The organism is Salinibaculum salinum (genome assembly GCF_037645885.1).
Classification (GTDB): Archaea; Halobacteriota; Halobacteria; order Halobacteriales; family Haloarculaceae; genus Salinibaculum; species Salinibaculum salinum.
The window spans coordinates 73,661-96,039 of record NZ_JBBENW010000002.1 but is presented as its reverse complement, the minus strand read 5'-3'; the positions used below and the strand labels follow the sequence as shown (position 1 = coordinate 96,039).

At 64.0% G+C, this 22,379-nt stretch carries 25 protein-coding genes and 1 tRNA gene; 15 read left to right on the top strand and 11 right to left on the bottom strand.

Annotated elements, in window-relative coordinates; all coding sequences use genetic code 11:
* Positions 1–5: 5 nt before the first annotated feature.
* Both WDJ60_RS03400 and WDJ60_RS03395 read right to left on the bottom strand, forming a co-directional pair.
* Positions 6–269, bottom strand: a complete 264-nt coding sequence (locus WDJ60_RS03400) for a hypothetical protein (protein ID WP_340098523.1) — start codon at positions 267–269, stop codon at positions 6–8.
* Positions 270–372: 103 nt separating this feature from the next.
* Positions 373–753, bottom strand: a complete 381-nt coding sequence (locus tag WDJ60_RS03395) for a hypothetical protein (protein ID WP_340098521.1) — start codon at positions 751–753, stop codon at positions 373–375.
* A gap of 125 nt (positions 754–878) precedes the next feature.
* On the opposite strand from WDJ60_RS03395, the gene WDJ60_RS03390 reads away from it, so the two are divergent.
* Complete coding sequence (locus WDJ60_RS03390; protein ID WP_340098519.1) at positions 879–2,060, top strand: aspartate kinase; 1,182 nt, start codon at positions 879–881, stop codon at positions 2,058–2,060.
* Here the strand turns inward: WDJ60_RS03390 and WDJ60_RS03385 are convergent, their stop codons facing one another.
* The gene (locus WDJ60_RS03385) at positions 2,061–2,720 is read right to left on the bottom strand and encodes a metallophosphoesterase family protein (protein WP_340099043.1); all 660 of its coding nucleotides are present in this window, start codon (positions 2,718–2,720) and stop codon (positions 2,061–2,063) included.
* A gap of 86 nt (positions 2,721–2,806) precedes the next feature.
* Between WDJ60_RS03385 and WDJ60_RS03380 the strand changes: the two genes are divergently transcribed.
* Together WDJ60_RS03380 and WDJ60_RS03375 are read left to right on the top strand one after the other, a co-directional pair.
* Positions 2,807–4,786, top strand: a complete 1,980-nt coding sequence (locus WDJ60_RS03380) for a MutS-related protein (RefSeq protein ID WP_340098517.1) — start codon at positions 2,807–2,809, stop codon at positions 4,784–4,786.
* A gap of 69 nt (positions 4,787–4,855) precedes the next feature.
* Positions 4,856–5,983 carry an ORC1-type DNA replication protein gene (locus WDJ60_RS03375; RefSeq protein WP_340098515.1) on the top strand — a complete coding sequence of 376 codons (1,128 nt, stop codon included), beginning with the start codon at positions 4,856–4,858 and terminating at the stop codon, positions 5,981–5,983.
* 122 nt (positions 5,984–6,105) lie between these two features.
* Here WDJ60_RS03375 and WDJ60_RS03370 read toward each other — a convergent pair whose 3' ends face one another.
* Positions 6,106–6,891: a DUF7089 family protein gene (locus WDJ60_RS03370; RefSeq protein ID WP_340098513.1), complete on the bottom strand. Its 786-nt coding sequence runs from the start codon at positions 6,889–6,891 to the stop codon at positions 6,106–6,108.
* Between the two features lie 181 nt (positions 6,892–7,072).
* On the opposite strand from WDJ60_RS03370, the gene WDJ60_RS03365 reads away from it, so the two are divergent.
* Positions 7,073–7,507, top strand: a complete 435-nt coding sequence (locus WDJ60_RS03365) for a CBS domain-containing protein (protein WP_340098511.1) — start codon at positions 7,073–7,075, stop codon at positions 7,505–7,507.
* Here WDJ60_RS03365 and WDJ60_RS03360 read toward each other — a convergent pair whose 3' ends face one another.
* Positions 7,508–8,605 (bottom strand): MATE family efflux transporter, encoded by a 1,098-nt coding sequence (locus tag WDJ60_RS03360; protein ID WP_340098509.1) that lies wholly within the window; start codon positions 8,603–8,605, stop codon positions 7,508–7,510. It lies immediately after the preceding gene.
* A gap of 96 nt (positions 8,606–8,701) precedes the next feature.
* Between WDJ60_RS03360 and WDJ60_RS03355 the strand changes: the two genes are divergently transcribed.
* Positions 8,702–9,076, top strand: coding sequence for a hotdog family protein (locus tag WDJ60_RS03355; protein ID WP_340098507.1), 375 nt, complete (start codon positions 8,702–8,704; stop codon positions 9,074–9,076).
* Between the two features lie 4 nt (positions 9,077–9,080).
* On the opposite strand, the gene WDJ60_RS03350 is transcribed toward WDJ60_RS03355, so the two are convergent.
* A complete protein-coding gene (locus WDJ60_RS03350) occupies positions 9,081–9,326 on the bottom strand; it encodes a ferredoxin (protein WP_340098505.1) in 246 nt (81 codons plus the stop codon).
* A gap of 115 nt (positions 9,327–9,441) precedes the next feature.
* Between WDJ60_RS03350 and WDJ60_RS03345 the strand changes: the two genes are divergently transcribed.
* Genes WDJ60_RS03345 through WDJ60_RS03335 form a run of 3 tightly spaced genes read left to right on the top strand, consistent with a single transcriptional unit; the run spans position 9,442 to position 13,609 of the window.
* Positions 9,442–11,799, top strand: coding sequence for an ATP-dependent DNA helicase (locus tag WDJ60_RS03345; protein ID WP_340098503.1), 2,358 nt, complete (start codon positions 9,442–9,444; stop codon positions 11,797–11,799).
* Complete coding sequence (cgi121, locus tag WDJ60_RS03340; RefSeq protein WP_340098501.1) at positions 11,799–12,299, top strand: KEOPS complex subunit Cgi121; 501 nt, start codon at positions 11,799–11,801, stop codon at positions 12,297–12,299. The genes WDJ60_RS03345 and cgi121 overlap by 1 nt, the downstream gene beginning before the upstream one ends.
* Positions 12,296–13,609: an oxidoreductase gene (locus WDJ60_RS03335; RefSeq protein ID WP_340098499.1), complete on the top strand. Its 1,314-nt coding sequence runs from the start codon at positions 12,296–12,298 to the stop codon at positions 13,607–13,609. Before cgi121 ends, WDJ60_RS03335 begins: the two co-directional genes overlap by 4 nt.
* Before the next feature lie 59 nt (positions 13,610–13,668).
* Here the strand turns inward: WDJ60_RS03335 and WDJ60_RS03330 are convergent, their stop codons facing one another.
* Positions 13,669–14,304 carry a MaoC family dehydratase gene (locus WDJ60_RS03330; RefSeq protein ID WP_340098497.1) on the bottom strand — a complete coding sequence of 212 codons (636 nt, stop codon included), beginning with the start codon at positions 14,302–14,304 and terminating at the stop codon, positions 13,669–13,671.
* A 249-nt stretch (positions 14,305–14,553) separates the two neighbouring features.
* Here WDJ60_RS03330 and WDJ60_RS03325 point away from each other — a divergent pair, with 249 nt between their 5' ends.
* The 5 genes from WDJ60_RS03325 (at position 14,554) to WDJ60_RS03305 (ending at position 17,971) form a co-directional block, all read left to right on the top strand.
* Positions 14,554–14,853 carry an AbrB/MazE/SpoVT family DNA-binding domain-containing protein gene (locus WDJ60_RS03325; RefSeq protein WP_340098495.1) on the top strand — a complete coding sequence of 100 codons (300 nt, stop codon included), beginning with the start codon at positions 14,554–14,556 and terminating at the stop codon, positions 14,851–14,853.
* A gap of 2 nt (positions 14,854–14,855) precedes the next feature.
* Positions 14,856–15,407: a hypothetical protein gene (locus WDJ60_RS03320; RefSeq protein WP_340098493.1), complete on the top strand. Its 552-nt coding sequence runs from the start codon at positions 14,856–14,858 to the stop codon at positions 15,405–15,407.
* 42 nt (positions 15,408–15,449) lie between these two features.
* Positions 15,450–15,995 carry a poly(R)-hydroxyalkanoic acid synthase subunit PhaE gene (locus WDJ60_RS03315; protein WP_340098490.1) on the top strand — a complete coding sequence of 182 codons (546 nt, stop codon included), beginning with the start codon at positions 15,450–15,452 and terminating at the stop codon, positions 15,993–15,995.
* Between the two features lie 4 nt (positions 15,996–15,999).
* Complete coding sequence (gene phaC, locus WDJ60_RS03310; RefSeq protein ID WP_340098488.1) at positions 16,000–17,424, top strand: class III poly(R)-hydroxyalkanoic acid synthase subunit PhaC; 1,425 nt, start codon at positions 16,000–16,002, stop codon at positions 17,422–17,424.
* A gap of 88 nt (positions 17,425–17,512) precedes the next feature.
* The gene (locus WDJ60_RS03305) at positions 17,513–17,971 is read left to right on the top strand and encodes a TIGR00725 family protein (RefSeq protein ID WP_340098486.1); all 459 of its coding nucleotides are present in this window, start codon (positions 17,513–17,515) and stop codon (positions 17,969–17,971) included.
* On the opposite strand, the gene WDJ60_RS03300 is transcribed toward WDJ60_RS03305, so the two are convergent.
* Both WDJ60_RS03300 and WDJ60_RS03295 read right to left on the bottom strand, forming a co-directional pair.
* Positions 17,968–19,485 (bottom strand): glutamate-cysteine ligase family protein, encoded by a 1,518-nt coding sequence (locus tag WDJ60_RS03300; RefSeq protein ID WP_340098484.1) that lies wholly within the window; start codon positions 19,483–19,485, stop codon positions 17,968–17,970. The two genes, WDJ60_RS03305 and WDJ60_RS03300, sit on opposite strands and share 4 nt — an antisense overlap.
* A 47-nt stretch (positions 19,486–19,532) precedes the next feature.
* A complete protein-coding gene (locus WDJ60_RS03295; protein WP_340098482.1) occupies positions 19,533–19,916 on the bottom strand; it encodes a universal stress protein in 384 nt (127 codons plus the stop codon).
* A gap of 93 nt (positions 19,917–20,009) precedes the next feature.
* On the opposite strand from WDJ60_RS03295, the gene WDJ60_RS03290 reads away from it, so the two are divergent.
* On the top strand, positions 20,010–20,441 hold the full coding sequence (locus WDJ60_RS03290; RefSeq protein WP_340098479.1) for a GIY-YIG nuclease family protein: 432 nt from the start codon (positions 20,010–20,012) through the stop codon (positions 20,439–20,441).
* Positions 20,442–20,507: 66 nt separating this feature from the next.
* Here the strand turns inward: WDJ60_RS03290 and WDJ60_RS03285 are convergent.
* Both WDJ60_RS03285 and WDJ60_RS03280 read right to left on the bottom strand, forming a co-directional pair.
* Positions 20,508–20,580, bottom strand: a tRNA-Gln gene (locus WDJ60_RS03285).
* A 55-nt stretch (positions 20,581–20,635) separates the two neighbouring features.
* The gene (locus tag WDJ60_RS03280) at positions 20,636–21,445 is read right to left on the bottom strand and encodes a homing endonuclease associated repeat-containing protein (protein ID WP_417750432.1); all 810 of its coding nucleotides are present in this window, start codon (positions 21,443–21,445) and stop codon (positions 20,636–20,638) included.
* 203 nt (positions 21,446–21,648) lie between these two features.
* On the opposite strand from WDJ60_RS03280, the gene WDJ60_RS03275 reads away from it, so the two are divergent.
* A complete protein-coding gene (locus WDJ60_RS03275) occupies positions 21,649–22,377 on the top strand; it encodes a DUF547 domain-containing protein (RefSeq protein WP_340098475.1) in 729 nt (242 codons plus the stop codon).
* Positions 22,378–22,379: the final 2 nt, after the last annotated feature.

Below are 22,379 nucleotides of genomic sequence, written 5' to 3'. Positions count from 1 at the left end.
GGCGCTCACGCTTCTCGCAGGACGATTCGGTGGCGGTGAACACTGCTGACGCGGACGGCAGTCTGTCGCTCGAACTCGAAGGCGTCGCGCAACACCTCTGCCCGTGTTCGCCCGCCGTTGACTGTCACCGAGAGCATCGGCGTCATCTCGGTGTCATCGTCGTAGTGAGACACCAACACGTCGTCGCCGTAGTTGGCGCTGAGGCGGTCACCAATCGCCGCGAGCGTCGGTGGGTTCGCGTCTGAGTGAGACGGTGACTCTGGTCCCATACCAGTCCATTCGACTGAACGACAATTAGACCAGCGGCTGTTCGCAACCGAGGGGTGGGCGAGTCTCAGTCCGTGACAGCGTGTGTGAGTCCGCGCTTCAGTCTCACTCACGTCGAAAACGGGTCGTTGGCTCACCTTCGAAACGGGGGCCACTGCCGATTTCGTCGAAGCCAGCCTCACGGGCGGCAGCACGCACGTCCGTTTCGCCGTCGGGGACGAGTAGTTCGACGGTCATTCCTTCCGAGTCGGCAAAGCCGAGTGGCTCGTCGAGCAGTCGCTCGAAGCTGTCTCTGTCCCCTTCCAGTTGTGTGATGTGAACGGTCCGCTCGCGGGCGTCGTAGCTGACGAAGCCGACGATCTCCTCGTCGCGTTCGGCAACGCGGACCGTCCGATCGTGGACGAGATTGCGCATCACGTCGCGAGGGGCGTCCGTCAGCGCCGCGAGTCGGCCGGCGTCGGCCTCGACGGCGTCCCGTACCTCCATGCCCGCCAGTTAGGACGGCACGCCAATTAAACCACAGGCCGGTAGAACCCCAGATGAACACAGTTATCCACAGCGACGACAAACCCCGGCCTAATGAGTTACGTCCACATGCGACGGGTGACGGTATGCGAATCGTAGCAAAGTTCGGCGGAACGAGCGTCGCCAACGGCGACCGAATCAACCGTGCCGCAGATTCGATTGCGGCGGCCGTCGAGGCCGGCCACGAAGTGGCTGTCGTCGTCTCCGCGATGGGCGGGACGACTGACGTCCTGCTCGACGAGATGAAATTCGACGCCAACGAGGCTGACCGAGCCGAAATTGTCTCGATGGGCGAACGGACCTCTGTCCGGATGTTGAAGGGGGCACTCGAAGCACGCGGTATCGACGCCGAGTTCCTCGAACCCGGTCGGCCCGAGTGGCCAATCATCACAGACGAGTACGGCGAAGTCGATGTCGAGGAGACGACCCGCCGTGCCAAGTCATGTGCCGAGGAGATGGCCGGTGGCATGGTTCCGGTCATCACCGGCTTCCTCGCAGAGGACTACGACGGCACCATCACGACGCTCGGTCGCGGCGGTAGCGACACCACCGCCGTCATGCTGGGCAACTACATGGACGCCGACGAAGTCGTCATCGTCACCGACGTGGAAGGCGTCATGACGGGCGACCCCAACGTCGTCGAAGGCGCACGCAACGTCGGCGAAATCACCGTCGACGAACTCCGAAACCTCTCGTTTCGCGGTGCGGAAGTCGTCGCTCCCTCTGCGCTCCGGTACAAGAGCGGAGACCTCTCTGTCAGGGTCGTCCACTACCAGCACGGCGACCTCCTGACCGGCGGCACCTCTATCGAGGGGCAGTTCGAGAACCTCATCGCACTCCACGAGCGCGAACTGGTCTGTCTGACTGCTGCCGGGCGCGCAATCCGGAACCAGCCCGGCATCCTCGCGCAGTTGTCTGGTGCACTCGCCGATGCGGACATCAACGTCGAGACGGTCGCAAGCGGGATGGACTCCATTTCCTTCTACGTCGACCACAAGCACGCGGCCGAAGCCGAGATGCTCCTGCACGACGAAGTCGTCGCCGACGAGACCCTCTCGAGTGTCACCGAAGAGGAAGGCATCGCGGCCATCCGCGTCACTGGCGGGGAACTCCAGAGCCAGGAGGCAGCGGTCAAGGACATCCTCGATCCGCTTGCCGACCAGCATATCTACCTCCACGACGTTATCACCAGCGCAACCTCCGTCTCACTGTTCGTGCCGTGGGAGAAACGGGAGGAGGCGCTCGAACTGATTCAGGACGTTATCTGACTACCGGCCCCGTCGGAGCCGCCTGCCGATCTCTGTTGGCAACCCGGCCTCGCTGACGGCGTCGACGACCCGGTCGATGTCGTACTGTGTGCGATACTCTTCGACTGACATCTCTGCCAGGTCCAGCACTGCGTAGGCCGCTCGCGGGTCGCCGTCGCGTGGCTGTCCGACGCTGCCAGGATTGACGACGATACCCTCCTCGAAAACCGCGCTGTGCTGGAGGTGGGTGTGTCCGAGGACGAGTACGTCTTCCTCGCCAAGCAGTCCCGGCGCGAAGTCCTCGGGGAACGTGTACCGGTTGGGGTCCTCGGGGTGGCCGTGGACGAGCTTCACCCGCTCATCACAGACGAGGCGCTCGTCGGGGAGGGTGCGGAGCCACTCTATCTGGGACTGACCGAGCGTTTCCCGGGCGTGGCGGACGCCCGCGCCAGCCTGGCTGTTGAAGCTGAAGTCGTCACCGCCGGCGACCGCGCGGTCGTGATTCCCCATCACCGTCGGAATCGAGCGCTCGCGGACCGCCTCGACGCAGTCGGCGTGCCAGGGGTTGTAGCCGACCACGTCGCCGGCACACACGAGGGTATCGACCGAGGGCATGTCTTCGAGGACGGCGTCGAGTGCGACTTTGTTGCCGTGGATGTCAGAGATGAGGCCGACGCGCATGGTCGATATGACTGCTGGGAGGGCCTTAATTTCGTGGTCGCTCGCCTCGCTGGGTTTTTGCTCCCCGCGGTGATGCATACGGGTAGATGGACCTGGAGTCGATACCCGGCGTCGGTGCGAAGACGGCCGACGCGCTGGGGGAACTGGACGACCCCGAACGGGCACTGGAAACCGGTGACGTTGCCGCACTCGCTCGTGCACCCGGCATCAGCGAGGGTCGGGCGGCCCGCATCGCACGGGGGGCAATCCGGGCAAGCCACGACGACCCCGGCGGGTTTGCGGCCACGCCGCGTGCCCGCGAGATTCACCAGCAGGCGCTCGACCTCCTCCAGTCCCGGACGGTTACCGACTACGCGGCCAAGCGACTGGAGACGCTGTATCCGAGCAGCGTCGAGTCGCGCATCGAGGAAGTGCGTGCACTCGCCAGCGACGCAATCGAGCGTAACCCCGACCCCTCGGTCATCGACGCGCTCGAAGACGTGGAGCCGCTTTCGGAGCCGAGCGGCGTTCGGGTTCGCGACCGGTGTCTCGCCACGCAGGACGCCGAAACGTACGCCGCCGCCCGCGAGGCGATTCCGGAGGTCAGCGTCGAAGTCGTCGACGACACACACCAACTCGCGGAACTCGCTCGCGGCTACGCCACTGTCGTCGCCCTCGACGAGACGTTCGCCGGCGTGGACGTGGAGGGCGACGTTCGCGTTCAACCGGATGCGCTCGACAATCCCGTCGAAGTCGTTCCCGAGCGCGCCCTCCAGTTTTTCGCGACGAACCGCGACCGCATCCGCGCGGCCGCCGCTGTTCACCGTGAGGCGGGAATCGACGCGCCCTGCGACCTGGCTGCGCTGGACGAGGCACTGGCGACGCTCGACACCGACGGGTCGGTCCGCGGTGACGAGGAACTCGACCGACTCACGACGGCCGTCGACGACATCGATGCGGCCGTCTCGACAGCAGAAAGCGTCGCCAACGACCACCTCCGGGAGGCAATCGAGGAGCGCGATGTGACCATCGAGGGGACCGACTTGCTCTCGCTGGTCGAGCGCGGCGCGGGCGTCGATTCGCTGCTCGACCGGGAACTGGCCGACGAGTACGACGACGCGGTCGAGGCCGCTCGCGACCACCTCGTCGACACGCTCCAGTTGCAGGATACGGAGTCGATTGCCCGCCGCGCCTTCGGCGACGACCCAACCTACCCCGTCGAACACGACGAGGGCGCAATCAGCCGACTGCGAGAGGAGCTGACCGCTGCACGCGACAGGCGGGCGGCCCAGCGCAAGCGCGAACTCGCGCGCACGCTCGCTGACCTCCGGGAACCGGCAGCGGACCTCGTCGACGCGGCACTCCAGCGGGACCTCGAACTCGCGATCGCGCGCTTCGCCGACGATTTCGACTGCACGATGCCCGAGTTCGGCGGGGCCGGCTTCGACATCGAGGGCGGGCAGTCACCGCTGCTGGACGTGCCCTTCGAGGATGCCGAGCCGATCGACTACCGCGTCGAGGGGGTTGCGCTGCTCTCGGGCGTCAACAGCGGGGGAAAGACGTCGACGCTGGACCTGGTGGCGCTCGTCGTCACGCTCGCGCATATGGGGCTGCCCGTGCCCGCCGACCGCGCGCGCATCGAGTGTATCGGCGAACTCCACTACCACGCCAAGACGCAGGGGACGCTCGACGCCGGCGCGTTCGAGTCGACGCTGCGGGAGTTCGGTACCCTTGTACAGGGCGTCGACAGCGACCGCCCGGTACTGGTGCTGGTCGACGAACTGGAGAGCATCACCGAACCGGGCGCGAGTGCGAACATCATGGCGGGCATTCTCGAATCGCTCTCGGAGCGGTCCGCGACAGCGGTGTTCGTTTCACACCTCGCCAGAGAGATACAGTCGGCCGCGGCGACCGAAATTACCGTCGACGGCATCGAAGCCGAGGGGCTGGAGAACGGGGAATTGAAAGTCAATCGTACCCCCGTCAAGGGTCGGCTCGCGCGGTCGACGCCGGAACTCATCGTCGAGAAACTGGCTGGGGACAGCGAGGACGACTTCTACGCGTCGCTGCTCGGGAAGTTCTCGTAACGGCCGCTGCCGGCGCGAGTATCCTGTTCTGCAATAGGATTAAGTGGCGGCGACGGCTCGGTGAAAGTGATGACCGACGACCCCGAGGAGGGGATGTTGTCCTGGGACGAATCCGTGTTCAGGGACGAGCACGTCTTCGAAATCGACTACGTTCCCGAGACGTTCATCCACCGCGGGACGCAGATGGAGAGTCTGAAGTACGCGCTCCGGCCGGCGGTGCGTGGCTCGCGTCCGCTGAACGTCATGGCCCAGGGACCGCCCGGCACCGGGAAGACGACGGCGGTCCAGATTCTGTTCGACGAACTCCACGCCCAGACGGATGTGAAGGCGGTGCGGGTCAACTGCCAGGTCAATTCCACCCGGTACTCCGTGTTCTCGCGTCTCTTTCAGGGCGTCTTCGATTACGAACCACCGTCCTCCGGTATCTCGTTCAAGAAGCTCTTCTCGCAGGTGACCGACCAGCTCGTCGAAGACGACGAAGTGCTGGTTGTCGCACTCGACGACGTGAACTACCTCTTTTACGAGTCTGAGGCCTCCGATACGCTGTACTCGCTGCTTCGTGCCCACGAGGAACAGGGCGGGGCGAAAATCGGCGTCATCGTCATCTCCTCGGACCTCGACCTCGATATGATCGAGGAACTTGACAGCCGCGTCCAGTCGGTGTTTCGACCGGAGGAGGTGTACTTTCCCAACTACGACGAGGGCGAAATTGTCGAGATTCTCCGCGAGCGTGCCGACAGAGGATTTCACGATGGCGTCATCGATGCGCCGGTACTGGACCGCGTCGCGGAACTCACTGCAGAGCAGGGTGGTGACCTCCGGGTTGGCATCGACCTGCTGCGTCGGGCCGGCCTCACCGCAGAGATGCGCGCCTCTCGGACCGTCGAACACCAGGACGTGGAGGAAGCCTACGACAAGTCGAAGTACGTCCACCTCTCCCGACGGTTGCAGGAGCTCTCGGATTCGGAAACCGCGCTCGTAGAGGTCATCGCCGAACACGACGGCGAGCGTGCCGGCGACATCTACGACGCCTTTTCCGACCGCACGGAGCTGGGGTACACCCGCTACTCCGAAATCATCAACAAGCTCGACCAGCTCGGCATCATCGACGCCGACTACACCGATGTCGACGGCCGCGGCCGCTCGCGCCAGCTCTCTCTGAACTACGACGCCGACGCCGTGCTCGACCGTCTCTAGGGATTTGCTTACCCGCTATGTGTCTGTTGTTGCCGCTCGCTTGCTCGGGTGTTTACATCTGAATACAACGCAAACGGAGTCGGTAAGCAGACCCTACCGACGTCAGTACGCCGGAGAATCAGTCAGGCGAGTGCCTCGAACGTCCGCTCGGCCCATTTGACGGCGTACGCGGGGCCGTGCTCGCGGTAGGCGTCGGCGTCGAGTGCGTCGAATGGGGTCGGAATCTCGGCGGCGTGTTTGACGGCGCTACAGGCCAACTCGGCAGCGTCGCCAAAGTCCGTCTCCCCGCGGGCCATCGCCGTCGAGAGACCGGACAGACGGGGTTCGAGTCGCTCGCCGGCGTCCAGCCAGGCATCGAACAGTGCCGGGTGTGTGTCGCCCCACTCGGCGAAGATGTCGCGGGTCTGTAACCCGAGATAGGCGTCGTAACAGGCCGCGGCGACCTGGTATATCTCGGCTGGCTCCAGATACGCTGCCGCGGCGGCGTGAAACGCCGGATACGACTCGCCGAAAAACTGCAGGAACTGCTCGGGCTCGTCCAGTCCGATTTCGACGAACGCGTCGGCGAGCAAGAAGTCGACGAACGGCTCGGGTGACCCCTCCAGCCGCGGCTTGACGAAGACGGCCGGCGGGTCGGTCTGACGAGTCCAGACGACGCTGCCGTCACCCGGCATACCGATGGTAAACTGCTCGCCGGCAAAGCGGTGGAGAATCTCCGGCGCGTCCGCGGGGACCCACTCGCTGGGAACGGTCGCGGGGTCGAGTGCGTCGACCAGCAGCCCAAGCTCTTCGGCCTGGGCGGGTGGAATCGTCTCGAAGTCCTGCTCGCAGTCGAAGACGAGCGCGTCGGGCGCGTACTCGTCACGGACCGAACTCACGTCGTCGCCGAGCGTGCGCTCGCTGAACATCAGGCCAGTGCGAGGTTGGCCACGAGAACCCCGACAAGCAGTGCCGAGAGGATGATTGTACCGATGGTAACCTTCGTTGCGTTGCTCATACCTGACCCTTCCACCAGCAGTATTAAAAAGGCACAGATTTCGAGCTATCCCAGGGACCAAAGTTAAGCCCTGGCCGCCGTACATCCCGAGTATGACTGACGAAACACCGGTCAGCGAAATCATGAGCAGTCCCGTCATCACAGTCTCACAGGATACGACAGTCGCGGAGGCTGCCGGAGTTCTCGCCGACGAACACGTCGGCTCGCTCGTCGTCGGCGACGACATCATCGAAGGCATCATCACCGAGACGGACATCGTCCGCGCGGTCGGCGACGGACTCGACCTCTCGGCGACGACTGTCGCGGACATCATGTCCGACCCCGTCGTCACGATCCGTCCACACGAGGCGGTCCGCACTGCCGGCGAACGGATGGGCCATAACGGCGTGAAGAAGCTACCGGTCACCGAGAACGGCGAGCCCGTCGGCATCGTCACCACGACCGACCTCGCTCACTTCTTCCCGCGCAACCGAATCAAGATGGCCTCCCAGACCGAACGCGACGTGAACGAAGGCGAGTTCGAGTAGTCAGTCCGACGCGCCGACGCCCGCTCGCCGGGCGACCGCCTTCCAGCGCCCGGTCCAGAATCGACCCGTATTTACTGCCGCTTTCGTGTAGAAATCGCCGATTATCGCGAGGAATATCGCCGGATAACCCAGCCCCATCCCCGGTGCGAGGGAGAGGCCGGCCACGCTGACGGTAAACGCCGTCGGGAGCGTCAGCGCTGCGAGTGGCAACCGGACGACGTACGACCCCAGAAACGTCCCGTAGAGCGGCCAGCGGGTGTCGCCAGCGCCACGCAGACTCCCTCGCATCGTCCGGGAGGCCGAGAACCCGGCCGTCGCGAGGCCGAACACGCGGATGAAATCGACGGTGAGAGCGACGTGTTCGGTCCCGAACGCGGTGGCAATGGGTCGGGCCGCGAGAACGAGTACGCCCGCGGCCAGCAGTTGGGTTGCCAGCCCCAACCGGAGCGTCTGCCAGCCGTACTCGTTCGCACCGTCCTCGTCGCCCGCACCCAGTGACTGCCCGACGAGCGTGCTGGCGGCCGTCGAGTAGCCCCACGCCGGCATCAGTGCGAGCAGCATCACTCGGCGACCGATTGCGTAGGCCGCAACCGCCGGCGTCCCGAGCACGCCGAGGATGAACAGGAACGGAAAACGGGCCGTCGACTGGAGCAGCCGCATCCCCGTCAGCGGCGTGGCAACGCGGACGATCTCTCGAAGGAGACCGCCGTCGAACTGCTGACCGCCGAGCGGGAGCGAGACCGCGAGCGAAAGCCACAGCGACTGCTTGACCGCGAGGTTCGCGCGGGCACGCTCGCCTGCCCCCTGCAGTCGGGAGACGACGCTAATCGTCCCTGAGGTCAGCGCAAGCGACAGCCCGAAGCCGATGAAGTAGTACTGAAAGCCGAGTTCGAGACCGGCGATGGCGGCGTCACCGAGCGCGATACCGACGAAGAGGAAGTCGGCCATCCGGAGGAGTACCCGCAGTCCGCCGGTGACCATCACCGGGACCGCGAGGTCGAACGCTTCGGTCGCCTTCACGCGTTCGACGAGGCCCAGCCGTGCGAGGACCGCCGGGAACCAGTCGAGCAGTCGCCGGACCGTCGCACGGACGCCCATCTACCCGGCTGTTCGTCGCCAGCGACACCTGTCTTTCGACTGCCGAAAGCCGACCGACACCGACGCTTTTCCGACGAGGGCGCGTACCTGTCCGCGATGAATGTCGGCGACACGTACACTCACGAGCGCACGTTCACCCACGAGGACGTTCTGCAGTTTGCGGAACTGACCGGGGACGACCAGTCACGGCACACCGACTCTGACGAGGAGGGACGCCTGCTCGTCCAGGGGCTCCTGACGGGGAGTTTACTGACGAAAATCGGGGGCGACCACGAAGTCCTCTCGCGGCGTATCGACCTGCACTTCTCGAAACCAGTGTACACTGGCCAGCCGCTGACCTGCCGGTGGACGACCGACCACCTCGACGACCGCGGCGAACACACGTATCTGGAGGCGTCCGTCGTGGTCGAACGACCCGGCGAGCGGGCTCCCGAGGTCGTGCTCGAGGCAACCGTCGAGGGGTACATCTGAGCGCTCACGGAATCAACTGTTCGCCGTCGTCGTCGTAGACGGCGATGGCGTCGACCGGACAGGCACGAGCGGCGAACTTCGCGTCGAGTTCCGCGTCGTCGGGCACTTCGCGGACGAACATCCCGTCCTCGGTCTCTTCGCTGTCTCGAAGCACCGCTTTTCCCGCGTCCTTGTCCTCCTCGAATGCGTCCCACTCTGCGACACACTGGAACATCCCGATACACGTGTCGCGGTCGTATTCGATTCGCATACACTGCCATGAGAAGCCGGTCGGTAAAAGCGTGTGGACTACTAGCAGGAGTGACCCGGGCAGACGGTTTCTGCCGAACGAATATTTAAACGGCGGCACGCCCCACCCATGCATAATGGACGTTGCGGACATCCCGGGCGTGCCCGACTGGTTGCCCGACCACCTGCGCGAGCAGGGCATCGAGTCGCTGTACCCACCACAGGCCGAGGCCGTCGAGGCCGGCGTCACCGAGGGAGGTAGTCTCGTCGCCTCGATACCCACCGCCAGTGGCAAGACGCTCATCGCGACACTGGCGATGCTCTCGTCTATCGAACGACAGGGAAAGGCCCTCTACATCGTCCCGCTGCGCGCACTCGCCAGCGAGAAACAGGCCGACTTCGAGGAGTACGAACAGTACGGCCTCGACATCGGCGTCTCGACGGGGAACTACGAATCAGAGGGTGGCTGGCTCGCGGACAAGGATATCGTCGTCGCGACCAGCGAGAAAGTCGATTCCCTCGTCCGAAACGATGCGCCGTGGCTCGACGATCTCTCCTGTGTCGTCGCCGACGAGGTCCACCTCGTCGACGACAGCGAGCGCGGCCCGACGCTGGAGGTCACGCTCGCGAAACTCCGCTCGCTGAACCCCTCGCTGCAGACCGTGGCGCTCTCGGCGACCATCGGCAATGCGGGTGAACTGGCCGACTGGCTGGACGCCGAACTGGTCGATTCGGACTGGCGACCCATCGAACTCCAGAAGGGCGTCCACTACGGTGACGCGCTCCACCTCGAAGACGGGAGCCAGTCCCGCGTCGCAGTAAAGAACAGCGAGGACCAGACCGCTGCCGTCGTCCGCGATACGCTCGAAGACGACGGCTCCTCGCTGGTGTTCGTCAACTCCCGGCGCAACGCCGAGGCTGCCGCGCGCCGACTGACCGGCACGACGGAGCCGTTTCTTTCCGGCGAGGAACGCGACAAACTCGCCGAGATTGCCGCCGAGATTCGGGACGTGAGCGACACCGAGACCAGCGAGGACCTCGCCGACGCCGTCACAAAGGGAGCGGCTTTTCACCATGCCGGCCTCGCCCGAAAGCACCGCTCGCTTGTCGAAGACGCATTCCGCGACCGGTTGTTGAAGGTGGTTTCCGCGACCCCCACCCTCGCCGCAGGGGTCAACACCCCTAGCCGGCGGGTCGTCGTCCGGGACTGGCGGCGCTACGACGGGACCGCTGGCGGGATGCAACCGCTCTCCGTGCTTGAGGTCCACCAGATGATGGGCCGGGCCGGGCGGCCGGGTCTTGACCCCTACGGCGAGGCGGTGCTCGTCGCGTCCAGCCACGACGAACTGGACGAACTGTTCGAGCGGTACGTCTGGGCCGACCCCGAGCCAGTCGAGTCGAAACTGGCCGCCGAACCAGCGCTGCGAACCCACATTCTCGCGACCGTCGCGTCGAACTTCGCGCGCTCCCGCGAGGGGTTGCTGGACTTCCTGGAGGGGACGCTGTACGCCGAACAGACTGCCGACCGCCAGCGACTCGAACAGGTCACCGATAACGTCATCGAGTATCTGGTGCGGAACGATTTTCTCACGCGCGAGGGCGAGGAACTCTCCCCGACGAGTCTCGGCCACACCGTCTCCCGCCTCTATCTCGACCCGATGAGTGCCGCCGAAATCATCGACGGCCTGCGGGCGGCCCAGCGCGACGCCGGACCGACAACCGCGGACGCGACAGACGAGGCCGGCAGCTTCCAGACCGCCAGCGAACTCCGCGAGCAGGGGGGCGATGGCGACGGAACCCCCGAAATAACCGCACTCGGTCTTTACCACCTCGTCGCACGGACGCCGGACATGTACGAACTCTACCTCCGGTCGGGCGACGAGGAGACGTACACAGAAATTGCCTACGAGCGAGAAAATGAGTTGCTGGGTCGCGCTCCCTCCGAGTACGAGGACCGCTTCGACGACTGGCTGTCGGCACTGAAGACCGCCCGCCTGCTCGAAGACTGGGCCAGCGAACTCGACGAGGACGAGATTACCGACCGCTACAGCATCGGGCCGGGCGACATCCGCGGGAAAGTCGAGACTGCACAGTGGTTGCTCGGGGCGGCGGAGTCGCTCGTCTCGGAACTCGACGTGGACGCCGCGCCCGCGATTCGGAAAGCCCGGACCCGCGCCGAACACGGCGTCCGGTCGGAACTGGTCGACCTCGCTGGGGTTCGTGGCGTGGGCCGCAAGCGCGCTCGGCGGCTGTTCGAGGCCGGCATCGAGACGCGTGCGGACCTCCGCGACGCCGACAAGTCCGTCGTCCTGGCGGCGCTCCGGGACCGGGAGAAGACAGCAGAGAACGTCCTCGAAAACGCCGGACACCGCAACCCGTCGATGGCTGACGTGGAACCGTCCGACGATGTTTCCTACGAAGGAACAGATGATGGTGTCTCGGCAGAGGCCAACGAGACTGCCGCCGAAGACCAGGCGAACCTGGGTGATTTCTGATGCGGGTCGTCGAAGGACGGGCGACAGTCGAGGACGTCGACGCCTTCGTCGCGGAGTTGGGTTCCATCGGTGCGGAGTACGGTGTCGCGGTCCAGGCGTTCGACGCCCGGTACGTCGTCGGGCGCGACCAGCTGGAGCGAGCGGTGGCGCTGGCCAACCGGGCAGCAGAGCGCGAGGAGATGATTGCCCGGAATCGCGCGGTCGAGATACTGCTGTACGCCGCCGGACGCCGCCAGATAAACCGCGCGCTCGAGATGGGCGTCGATGAGGGAACGACTCCGGCTGTCGTGGTCGTCGACGGTGGACCCGATGGCGGCGACGAAGCGGGTGCAGCGGCGGCGGTCGGTGACCGACTCGACCCCGCAGAGACGCTCGATGCGTACGACCGCGAGCGCGTCATGAACTTCTTCGGCATCTCCGAACGCGAACTGGCGGCCACCGACGGCACGCTCGCCGACGTGGTCTGTGAACGCGTGGCACTGTTGACTGTCGAACGATGAGCCGACTCACCGACCCAATCAGTATCGGCGGCGTCGAGATACCGAACAGACTCTATCGCGCCCCGCTGCTCGAGTGTGCCGGCAACGGTCCCGACGCCGTCGAGACACTCGTCGACGAACTCGAACCCGCGGCAGCGGCGGGTGCCGGGCTCATCTTTCAGGGGGCGAGCATCGTCACGCCGGAGGGGGGATGTGCCGCACCGAACATGACGCGGGTCCACGACCCCGACTTCGTCTCGGAGCTCTCGCGGTTGACCGACGCAATCCACGACCACGGCAGTCGCATCTTCTTGCAACTGTCCCACGGCGGACTGCGAAGCCTCGAGATGTGGCACGCAGAGCACCGTGCGAAGACAGACGGGGTGAGCCAGGCGGCAGTTTCGCGCCCGCCCTGGCAGCTCCGCCTCGCTGACCGCCTCGGTTTCGTTGACCTCCAGCCCGAAGTGCTCTCGACGGACGACGTGTACGACCTCGCTGAGGCGTTCGGGCGCGCGGCGGGTTATGCCGTCGACGCCGGCTACGACGGCATCCACCTCTCCGGGGCGAATATGGGCATCGTCCAGCAGTTCCTCTCGCCGTACTACAACCGCCGCGACGACGAGTTCGCCGACGGCGTACAGTTCCTGCTGGCCGTCGAGGAGTCGATTCGGGACCACGCCGGTGACGTGCCGCTGGTGACGAAGGTACCCGCCGAGACGGCTGCCCCACCCTTCGTCCGGCGCCACCTCACACGTGGAGACGGCGTCGATATCGCGAGTAGACTCGCCAGTGCGGGCTACGACGCGCTCGTTCCCGTCGAGGTCTCGGTGTACTGGGACATGAGTATCGTCCGCGGGGAGTATCCGGCCAGAGCGTGGGCCGCCTCGGAGTTACAGTCCGACTACGCTGCGGTCTTCGGGTCGCGTTGGCGGGCGCGCGTCGTTCGGGCGGCGAACCGTCTGGAGGGCCAGTGGTACCCGCGCGAACCCGGCTGGAACGCCGACTTCTGTCGAGCGGTCCGGGCGGCAGTCGACGTGCCGGTGCTCTGTGAGGGCGGCTTGCGCGAACGAGCCCACTGTGAGACGCTCCTCGGGGCGGGTGAACCGATGCCGGCCTGTGACTTCGTGGGAATGGGGCGACCGTTCTACGCCGAACCGCGACTCCCGGCGCGACTCCTCGCTGGCGAGGACCGAGTCCTCTGTGAGAGCTGTAACAACTGTACAGTCCCGCAAGCGGCCGGAGAGCCGGGTCGGTGTCGAACACCAAGCGTCGTCCGACGGCGCGGTCGTCTCGACGCTGCTGGGGCGTACGATGAGACTGGTCGAGACTAACTCACAGCCGCTGAAAATCAGTTGTAGAGAGAGAACGGGCGGCTGGGCCGACAGCGCCGTCAGTCTTCGACAGCGGCCTTTGCGGCCTCGGGAAGTTCGTCGACCATGATGACGGCCTCCCCGTCGATGGCGACGTCTTCACCGTTGAGGACGCGTGTGTTGAGCCGGTACTGGTTGTTGCCCAGGTCCTCGACGATCTCACACTCGGCGGTGATGCGGTCGTCGATGCGGACCGGGTTGTGGAATTCGAGGTCCTGCGAGAGGTAGATGACCATTCCGGGCACGCGCGCAAGCGCGGCGGAAATGAGCCCACCGACCAGCGTCCCGTGGGCGATGCGGCCCTTGAAACGCGTCTCCTCGGCGAACTCACCGTCGAGGTGGAGCGGGTTAGTGTCTCCGCTCGAGGCGGCGAAGCGCTTCACGTCGCCGTCGGTGATTGTCTTGGTGAACTCGAACCGGTCGCCGACGGACAGTTCGGTGGGGTCGTCGGCAGTCAGTTCGGTGTGCCACTCGGGCAGGTCTTCGTCGGGCGCGATGCGCTCGGTCGGTGTGGCGACGGAGCCGTCTTTCTCGCCTGGCTCGACACCGAATGCGGCAAAGGCAGCCCGGTTCGCGGCGACGACACTGTCGAATACGTGCGACGATGTCTCGGTCCACGTATCCAGCAGCGCGCTGCGTTCCGATTCAGAACTCATTGGCTCCACCTTTAGCCTTACGCCCTATTAAATTGTGAGGATTATTGACTAACATTGTTGTCCCGATACCACTGCTTACTCCCGCTTCGTTCGTCTGCTCACATGGGTGATGTTGTGCAGACACACGGCTGTCCAACTGATACGTCATACATATCTGTAGGTGTCTGTGTCACTTAATGGTATCGTATGGTATCAGATGGTATTCAACGCAAGGTTTATACCAAATGGCGGTGTACCTACAAATGACCGATGTCCGACGAGAGCGACGGGCCGATGTGGCCTCCCGCAATGTTCAAGGCGTTTCAGGAGACGGGTGAGCAGGCAGTTGAGAAACAACAGGAGTTGCTCAAACAGATGATGGGTGGCGGAATGTCCGGGATGGATATGAACCAGATTGGTGCGATGAGCCAGACGGCGACGTTCAAGACTCGCGTCCAGAGTGGCGGCCGCATCAGTATCCCCGATGCCGAGCGCGAGGCGCTCGACATCGAGGAGGGCGATATCGTCCAGACCGTCGTTATCCCGGTCAAACGCAACAGGAGTGACTAACAATGGTAGACTACACAACACCCGTTACGACGACCTTCGAACTGCAGCGACAGACAATCGAACAGAGCCAGCAGGCGCTTCACCGCACTGTCGAACTCCAGCAGCGCGTCAACAACGCTGTCGTCGACAGTATGGACAGTTCCGAATCGGCCCAGCGCCGACTCGTCGAACTTCAGCAAAACGCCCTGCACAACACCCTCGACGCCGTCGAGGCCAACGTCCCTGGCGTTGGAGAGCAGCTCACGGAACTTCGCGACACGGTCGACGAACAGTACGAGACGCTCCTCGAGAACCACGCGGAAGCCTTCGACACCCTCTCCGAGGAACTCGACGAGGGAATCGCCACCTACGACGACGTAAGCGGTGACTACCTGGAGGCGCTCGAAGAGCAGATCGACCTCCTCCTCGAGACCCACGAGGAACTGGAGACCCAGTCCGTCGAGGCAGTCGAGGAACTCGCAGCGCAGGTCGAAGAGCTGCAGGCGCAGGTCGAGGAGATGCAGAGCCAGATGCAGGACGTTTCCGAGCAGGCTGTCGAGGCAGTCGAGGCGTAAACCTTCGGAATCTTTTATTCTATACACGCTAGACCTATTCCCATGAGTGATTCAAATCAGATGCAAGACGACTGGAACGAGATGGTAGAACAGATGAACGACGCAGTTGCCGACTCTGTCGAGCAGAACATGCAGGCACAGGCCGCGCTGATCGACGCCTGGAGTGACGCCTTCGACAACTCCGTCCCCGAAGAGGATGTCGTCGAAGACGGCATCGAGGGCTACAACCGCGCCTACGAGGTGTGGATGGACGCCGCCGAAGAGATGTTCGAGAAGACGACAGATGCCGCCGAGGGCGAGGATATCGGACCGACGGAGTTCCGCGACATCTGGCTGCAGTCGGCAAACGACGCCTTCAAGGAAGTCATGTCGACGAGCGCGTTCGCGTCCGCGAACGGTCAGCTCGTCGAGACGATGATGGAGATGCAACAGGAAGTCGACGAGGTGACTCAGGACACCGTCTCGCAGATGGGTCTCCCGACTCGCGACGACGTCGAGGAAGTCGGTGACCGACTCATCGAACTGGAACGTCGCCAGCACGACGTCGAACAGAAGCTCGACCGTGTACTCGACGCACTAGAGGAGTAGAGTCATGCCATTCAATCCACTGGCGGCAGCGATGGACGCACAGACCGAGACGATGGAGTCTCTCGCCGACGCCACCCGCAAGGCCTCTATCGCGCCCGACCGCGCCGTCGAGATAGAGACGATCGAAGTCGGACAGACGCCCTCCGAGGTCGTCTACGAAGAGAACAAGCTGGAACTGCTCCACTACGAGTCTCGGACCGACGAACAGAACGAGGTTCCCATTCTCATCGTGTACGCGCTCATCAACAAGCCGTACATCCTGGACCTGCAGCCCGACCGGTCGGTCATCCGCCGACTGCTCGATGCGGGCCACGACGTGTACATGATCGACTGGAACGAGCCCTCGCGGCTCGACCAGAACCTCGGTCTGCACGACTACATCAACCGCTACATCGACAACTGCGTCGACGAAGTCGCCCGCCGTTCGGACCAGGACAAAATCAACCTCCTCGGCTACTGTATGGGCGGGACGATGACGGCCATCTACTCCGCGCTCTATCCCGAGAAGGTCAACGCGCTCGGCCTGATGGCTGCCGGCCTCTGTTTCGACCAGACCGGCGGCACCCTCGAAGACTGGGGAAGCGAGGAGTACTACGACCCGCAGGACGTCGTCGACACGTACGGCAACGTCCCGGCGGAGATGCTCGACGACGGGTTCGCGCTGATGGACCCCATCGACAACTACCTCCGGAAGTACATCACTCTCTACGAGAATCTGGAGAGTGACGGGTTCGTTCAGAACTTCTCCCGGATGGAGCGGTGGCTCGACGAGGGTATCGACCTCGCGGGGCAGGCCTACGTCGAGTTCCTCCAGAAGATCTACCAGAACAACGAACTCTACCGGAACGTCCTGGAAATCAACGGCCAGCAGGTCGACGTCGAGAACATCGACATGCCGATTATCCAGATTATCGGCGAGTACGACCACCTCATCCCGCCAGAAGCCTCCAAGCCGTTCAACGACATCGTCGGCAGCGACGACGTGACCACCATCGAGTACCCGACCGGCCACATCGGCATGTCGGTCTCCTCATCGTCGCACGAGGACGTCTGGCCGCAGGTGAGTGACTGGTTCTGGGAGAAATCCGAGGCCGCGGAGGACGAAGACGACGCCGGCGAGGAAGCGGATGACGCCGAAACGGCCGAGGCAAGCGTCTCCGAGATCCAGGAACAGGCCGCCCAACAGGTCACTGACGAAGCCGAAGACAGTGGCCCAGAGGAGGCCGATGGCGGCGAAGCGGTCGTCGAGGACGAACCCGACGCCGACCCAGTCGAGACCATCAGCGGTATCGGCCCGACCTACGCAGAGCGTCTCCACGACGCGGGCATCGAGACGGCGGCCGATCTCGCCGAGTACGACGCCGCGGAAATCGCCGAGATCGCTCAGACCAGCGAATCTCAGGCACGGAACTGGCTCGACCAGCTCTAACTCCTGACGACCGGATTCTCGTCGGTCACTCCGCTTTCGACGACTGCAGTACTGTTGTTTTTATCGGTGAGCGCCGTTGCCGTCGAGTATGCGCGTCAGTGTTATCGGCGGCAGCAGCGTCACCGACGAGGAGTACGACCGTGCGCTCGACGTCGGCCGACTGCTCGCCGAGCGCGGCCATACCGTCGTCTGTGGTGGTCGCGGCGGCGTCATGGAGGCGGCTTGTCGCGGCGCACGTGAAATGGAGGGGCACACCATCGGCATTCTGCCGGGCAGTCATCCAGCGGAGGCGAACGAATACGTCCAGACGACGATCGTGACTGGCATGGGCAACGCCCGAAACGCACTGGTCGTGTTGAACGGCGACGCCGTCATCGCTATCGACGGCGGACCGGGCACGCTCTCGGAACTCGGTCACGCACTCGACTTCGACCGGCCGGTCGCCGGCCTCGGGACCCACCGAATCGACGGCGTAGACGGCATCGAACACGTCGACACGCCGGCCGACGCTGTCGATCACGCCGAAAATACCCACGAGAGAAATTAAAACCAGTCGGCGAACGTCCCCTCGATGAGCGTCTCGGACTGGTGGTCGATGTACTCGGCCTGCATCCCCCAGATTGCTTCCGGGAGCGGGACACCGGCCTCGATACTCTCGTGGACTCGCTCGTGTTTCCAGCGGGCGGGCGTCATCCGGCGGTCCAGTCGTTCACGGAGCGGTCGGATGTACTCGCGTGCCTGTTCTGTCGAGAGGCCCCGTACTTCTAGCCCATCGCGGGCGAACTCGAACAGTTCGTGTCCGATTTCGTCTATCGCGGTCGTCTCCACACCGTCGCTGGTTATCCACTCGATGTCCGCCTGTAGGCCGTCGCGGGTGGCCGCATAGAAGTTCTCCTTCGCCGTCTCCCAGTCGAGTGCGCGGACCGGGTGTTCGCGGCGGCGCAGACTCTCCATGAGTCCGGCGAAGACCGCTTCGAAGGCGACGCTGTCCCGGATAGTCGGCTGTGCGGGAAGCGGCCGGAACTCGATTCTGGCGTTGGCTTCCGAGCGTGTCGCGCCGTCGAAGACTGGCCGGACCCAGCGCCAGTAGCTTCCGTGTTTGTGTCGGAAGTGTGCGAACTGGTCGTCGAACCGGTTACCAGTGGTCACGTTCGTCGGGACGATACACCGGTCGTCCGCGATGGCGTCGATGGCCTCCTCGACGGTCTCGAAATCCGGCGGGAAACACACTTTCGGGGCTTCCTCGTGGTCGACAGGCGGGTTCAGCACCGACTCGAAGACGCCGATGCGGTGCTCCATGTGCGCGTCGGCGACGATTTCGGCGTCCGGGTCGTCGTCGTAGAGGTCCGGGGGGAAAAAGGGAGCGTTGACCCCGAGCGCGAGCAGCGGCCCGGCGACGCGGAGCGCGTACCTGAAATACTCCGGGAGGTCTGGTGCGTGGGGCACCTGGTAGTGGGGTTGAATCGAGGTGATGAGGCTCTCGGGCATCACCGTCTCCGCAGAGAGCGAGACGTGGGGTGCGTCGAGTTCGAACCGCGACGGGTAGTCGGTGTTGGCCATCGTGTGGTACCTGACGGAATCGCTCATGTTGGTCGCGATGCGAATCCCGTCCTGTTCGACGAAGTCGGTCAGGTACTCCGTCGCCGTCTCGCCGGTCGGTGGCACCGTCCACATCCCGTCGGTCACCAGCGAGAGGTCCTCGGCGTTCGTTTTCTCCTGGGCCGGCGCGAAGTGGGCCTGTAGCTCTTTTTCCTGGGCGACGAGGCCGTACCGAGTCAGCGGTTCCGGGCTCGTCTGCATCTCGGCGTTGTGGAGGCCGAGTTCTTTCTCGAAGCCGATGAGACCAAGCAGACTTCGGGGCATCCGTCGGAGTCCGTCGGTCCGTGAGTCCGCACCGTACAGTTCCATCTCCAGCCCCACCAACGCCTGGGTGTTGTCGAAGGTCCCCGACCTGACCTCCTCTTTGAGCTGTTCTGCCTCCTCCTGTGCGCGGGCACGGAACGCCGCTGCGTCCACGTTGAGCATCTCCCGGACCTGCGTCGCCAGTTCCGAACCGGACATATAGACCCCGCTTTGACGCCCAGCGGTTTCAATGCGATGGGCTCGACTCAGGGCAGCGCTGTCTCCGGGAGGACGACTACTGGTCGCGTCGAGTTGGCCAGCAGCGCCCTGGTGGTGCTCCCCGGCGCGTCTCCACTCGTCTCCGGGTCACCCCGCCGCGGTCCCACGACGAGTACGTCCACATCTCGCTCGGTGGCTACCGCCGAGATCTCCTCGACTGGGTTGCCTTCCCGAGTCAGCGTTTCGACGTTCGGTGCGACCAGTCGCGTCCGCGCGACGTTCGCCGCATCGCCGAGGTCTCGGTTGTCGAGTGCTGGCTCCCGGACGGCGAGGACGAGCACCTCGTCGTCGGAATCGACGCGGGACTGGAGGTAATCACAGGCTGCTGCGGTGGTGTGGACCGACGCCGTCGCGACGAGATAGCGCGTCATCGTCGACAGTTCTGTCGGCCGGAAAGACACCTCTTTCGGAGCACTCTCTCGGCAGTCACAACAGATATGTGCGCGCCGACAAACCCACCCTGTGTGACTGACGACAGTGGCGTCGGCGGGACGTACACGCTCCTGGTCGACGTACTCGAAACGACCACGACGGAGGTCGGAGCACTGGGCACGCTCACCTTCGACCCCGGGTGGTACGCTTACACCGGCAGCGCGCTCGGCACTGGTGGCTTTTCCCGGGTCCAGCGCCACCGCGAACTCGCCGCCGGCGAGCGCGACACCCGCCACTGGCACGTCGACTACCTGCTCGGTCTCCCCACTGCCAGCGTCGACACCGTCGTCACGTCCGCCGGCGTCGACATCGAGTGTTCGACCGCGACGGCTCTCGACGGTGCTCCCGTTCCCGACTTCGGCTGTTCGGACTGTGGCTGTGACTCACATCTCCACTACGCGCCCCAGCGCGCTGGCCTGCTCGATTCGATTCGCCGCGCTCATCAGGCGTTCGGTGGCGAGTAGCTGGCTGATGCCAGGGAATTGAATTAGCAAGAACAGCAGGTGCTGACAGAGTTAGTTGCAGTAGTATAGTTCCGGAAGGATTCGAACCTTCGTCGTAGCCCCCAGAAGGCTACATGATTGGCCACTACACCACGGAACTTTGCAGTCAAGAATATACGGTGGTTGCACTTATGATTGTCGTAACGTCGTCGCGTTCAGCTAGTTCTGACTGGTGACTCGAAGTGTTCCTTCCGGTGACAATTCGCACAGAGGACGGTACACCGCTGGATTTCTTCTCGGATCGCTACATTTGTTGCCCCGTCTGCGACGAGGCTGGCGACTGTCGCCCGCTTTTCACCGCTGTGGTGAAACACCAGACAACGTGGGTCGGTCTCCGGACACCGGCGACACCCATCTATTTCTCGCTTGTACTCGTACAACCACTGTCTCTGTTTTTCTCGCTTCCCGCGTGGATTCTCCGGCAAATTGTAGTGCTCTTTCCGGTGGCAGTTCGCACACAGTATCTCGCACTTTGCTATCTCCTCTTGGAGACTTTGTTTCCCGTGTCCGTGTGTGATTAGCTCGCCGATTGCTTTCTCTTTTAACTCTGGATTGACGTGGTGGTACTCCAGACAGGCAGCGTCGGTCTGTCCACACCGGGAACACCCGTTCTCGGCTTTCCGCTCGTTGATCCACGAGCGGAGACAACTCCGACGGTCCAGCGTCCGTTCAGTGTTGTGCTCGACGTTTCGGTAGTGCCACCGCTGGTCCACCGAGAGTTCGTCCCACTCACTATCATCTGGAATTTCGACGTTGTCGGGTTTCGGCTCAACCCGACTCCCCGTTGAGGGTGCTGTTTCCAGTCCAGCCTGTTCTTTCGCCTCGTTCCAACTGCCGAAAACCCGGATAACCGTCGCTGATGCCGGCACTAACTCAAGCGCTTCGTACTCCACCTTCGTGGGTGACTTTTCGAGCCTGTCGGCCGCTTCCTGCAGCGCATCGAGACACTCCGCTTCGCTCGTCACCATGCGCGCAACTGTGGAGTAGCCGGCGGTTCAGTGCTCTCCTCACAGTGAAACTGAAATTTTATACGACAAGACGCACTGCCGCCCATCCGCTCGACGTTCACCGAGTCAGCAAAATGTACGGCTCGCCCGTGGCGTCACCGTCTGGCGAGTACGCTGCCAGCCCGCCAAACGCTTTTTCGCTCTCCGGCCAACGCTCCGGTATGAGTCTCGAGACGGCAGAGACACTCTCTCCGATCGACTGCAGCGCTGAGCTGCTCGCTGCCTACCGGACCGGCGGAGACCCGACGCCGTTCCTGACGAGACTCGGCGAGTACGACGACGAGGCGCTCGGACCGCTTCGGACCGACCGTAACGCCGCGCTCGCGTTCTGGTCGAACCTCTACAACGCCGGCACGCAGGGGCTGCTGGACACTCACCCGGGACTGTACGAGGGCGTACTCCGCTCGCTTCGCTTTTTTAGCATTCCGGCGGTTCGCGTCGCCGGCCACCGTCTGAGCCTCGACGACATCGAGCATGGGCTACTCCGTGGCCGCTCGAAATACGGACTGGGCTATCTCCCCCGCGTTCTGCCCGATACTTTCGAGATGCGCTACCGACTCGACAGTGTCGACCCACGAATCCACTTCGCGCTCAACTGCGGTGCCGAGAGCTGTCCGGCAATCCGGGCATACACTCTCGACGCTATCGACGACCAACTCGACATGGCGACGCGTGCGTATCTCGACGCCACCGTCCGGTACGACCCCGATACTGACCGCGTGCGCGTGCCTCGCGTCATGGGATGGTACCGCAGCGACTTCGGTGGCAAGCGCGGCATCCGTACCTTTCTCCAGGAGTACGACGCGATTCCAGTCGGAGCCAGCCCCGAAATCTCCTTTCTCTCGTGGGACTGGACGAAGGCGGCGCGGCGCTTTGCCGACGAGCACTGACG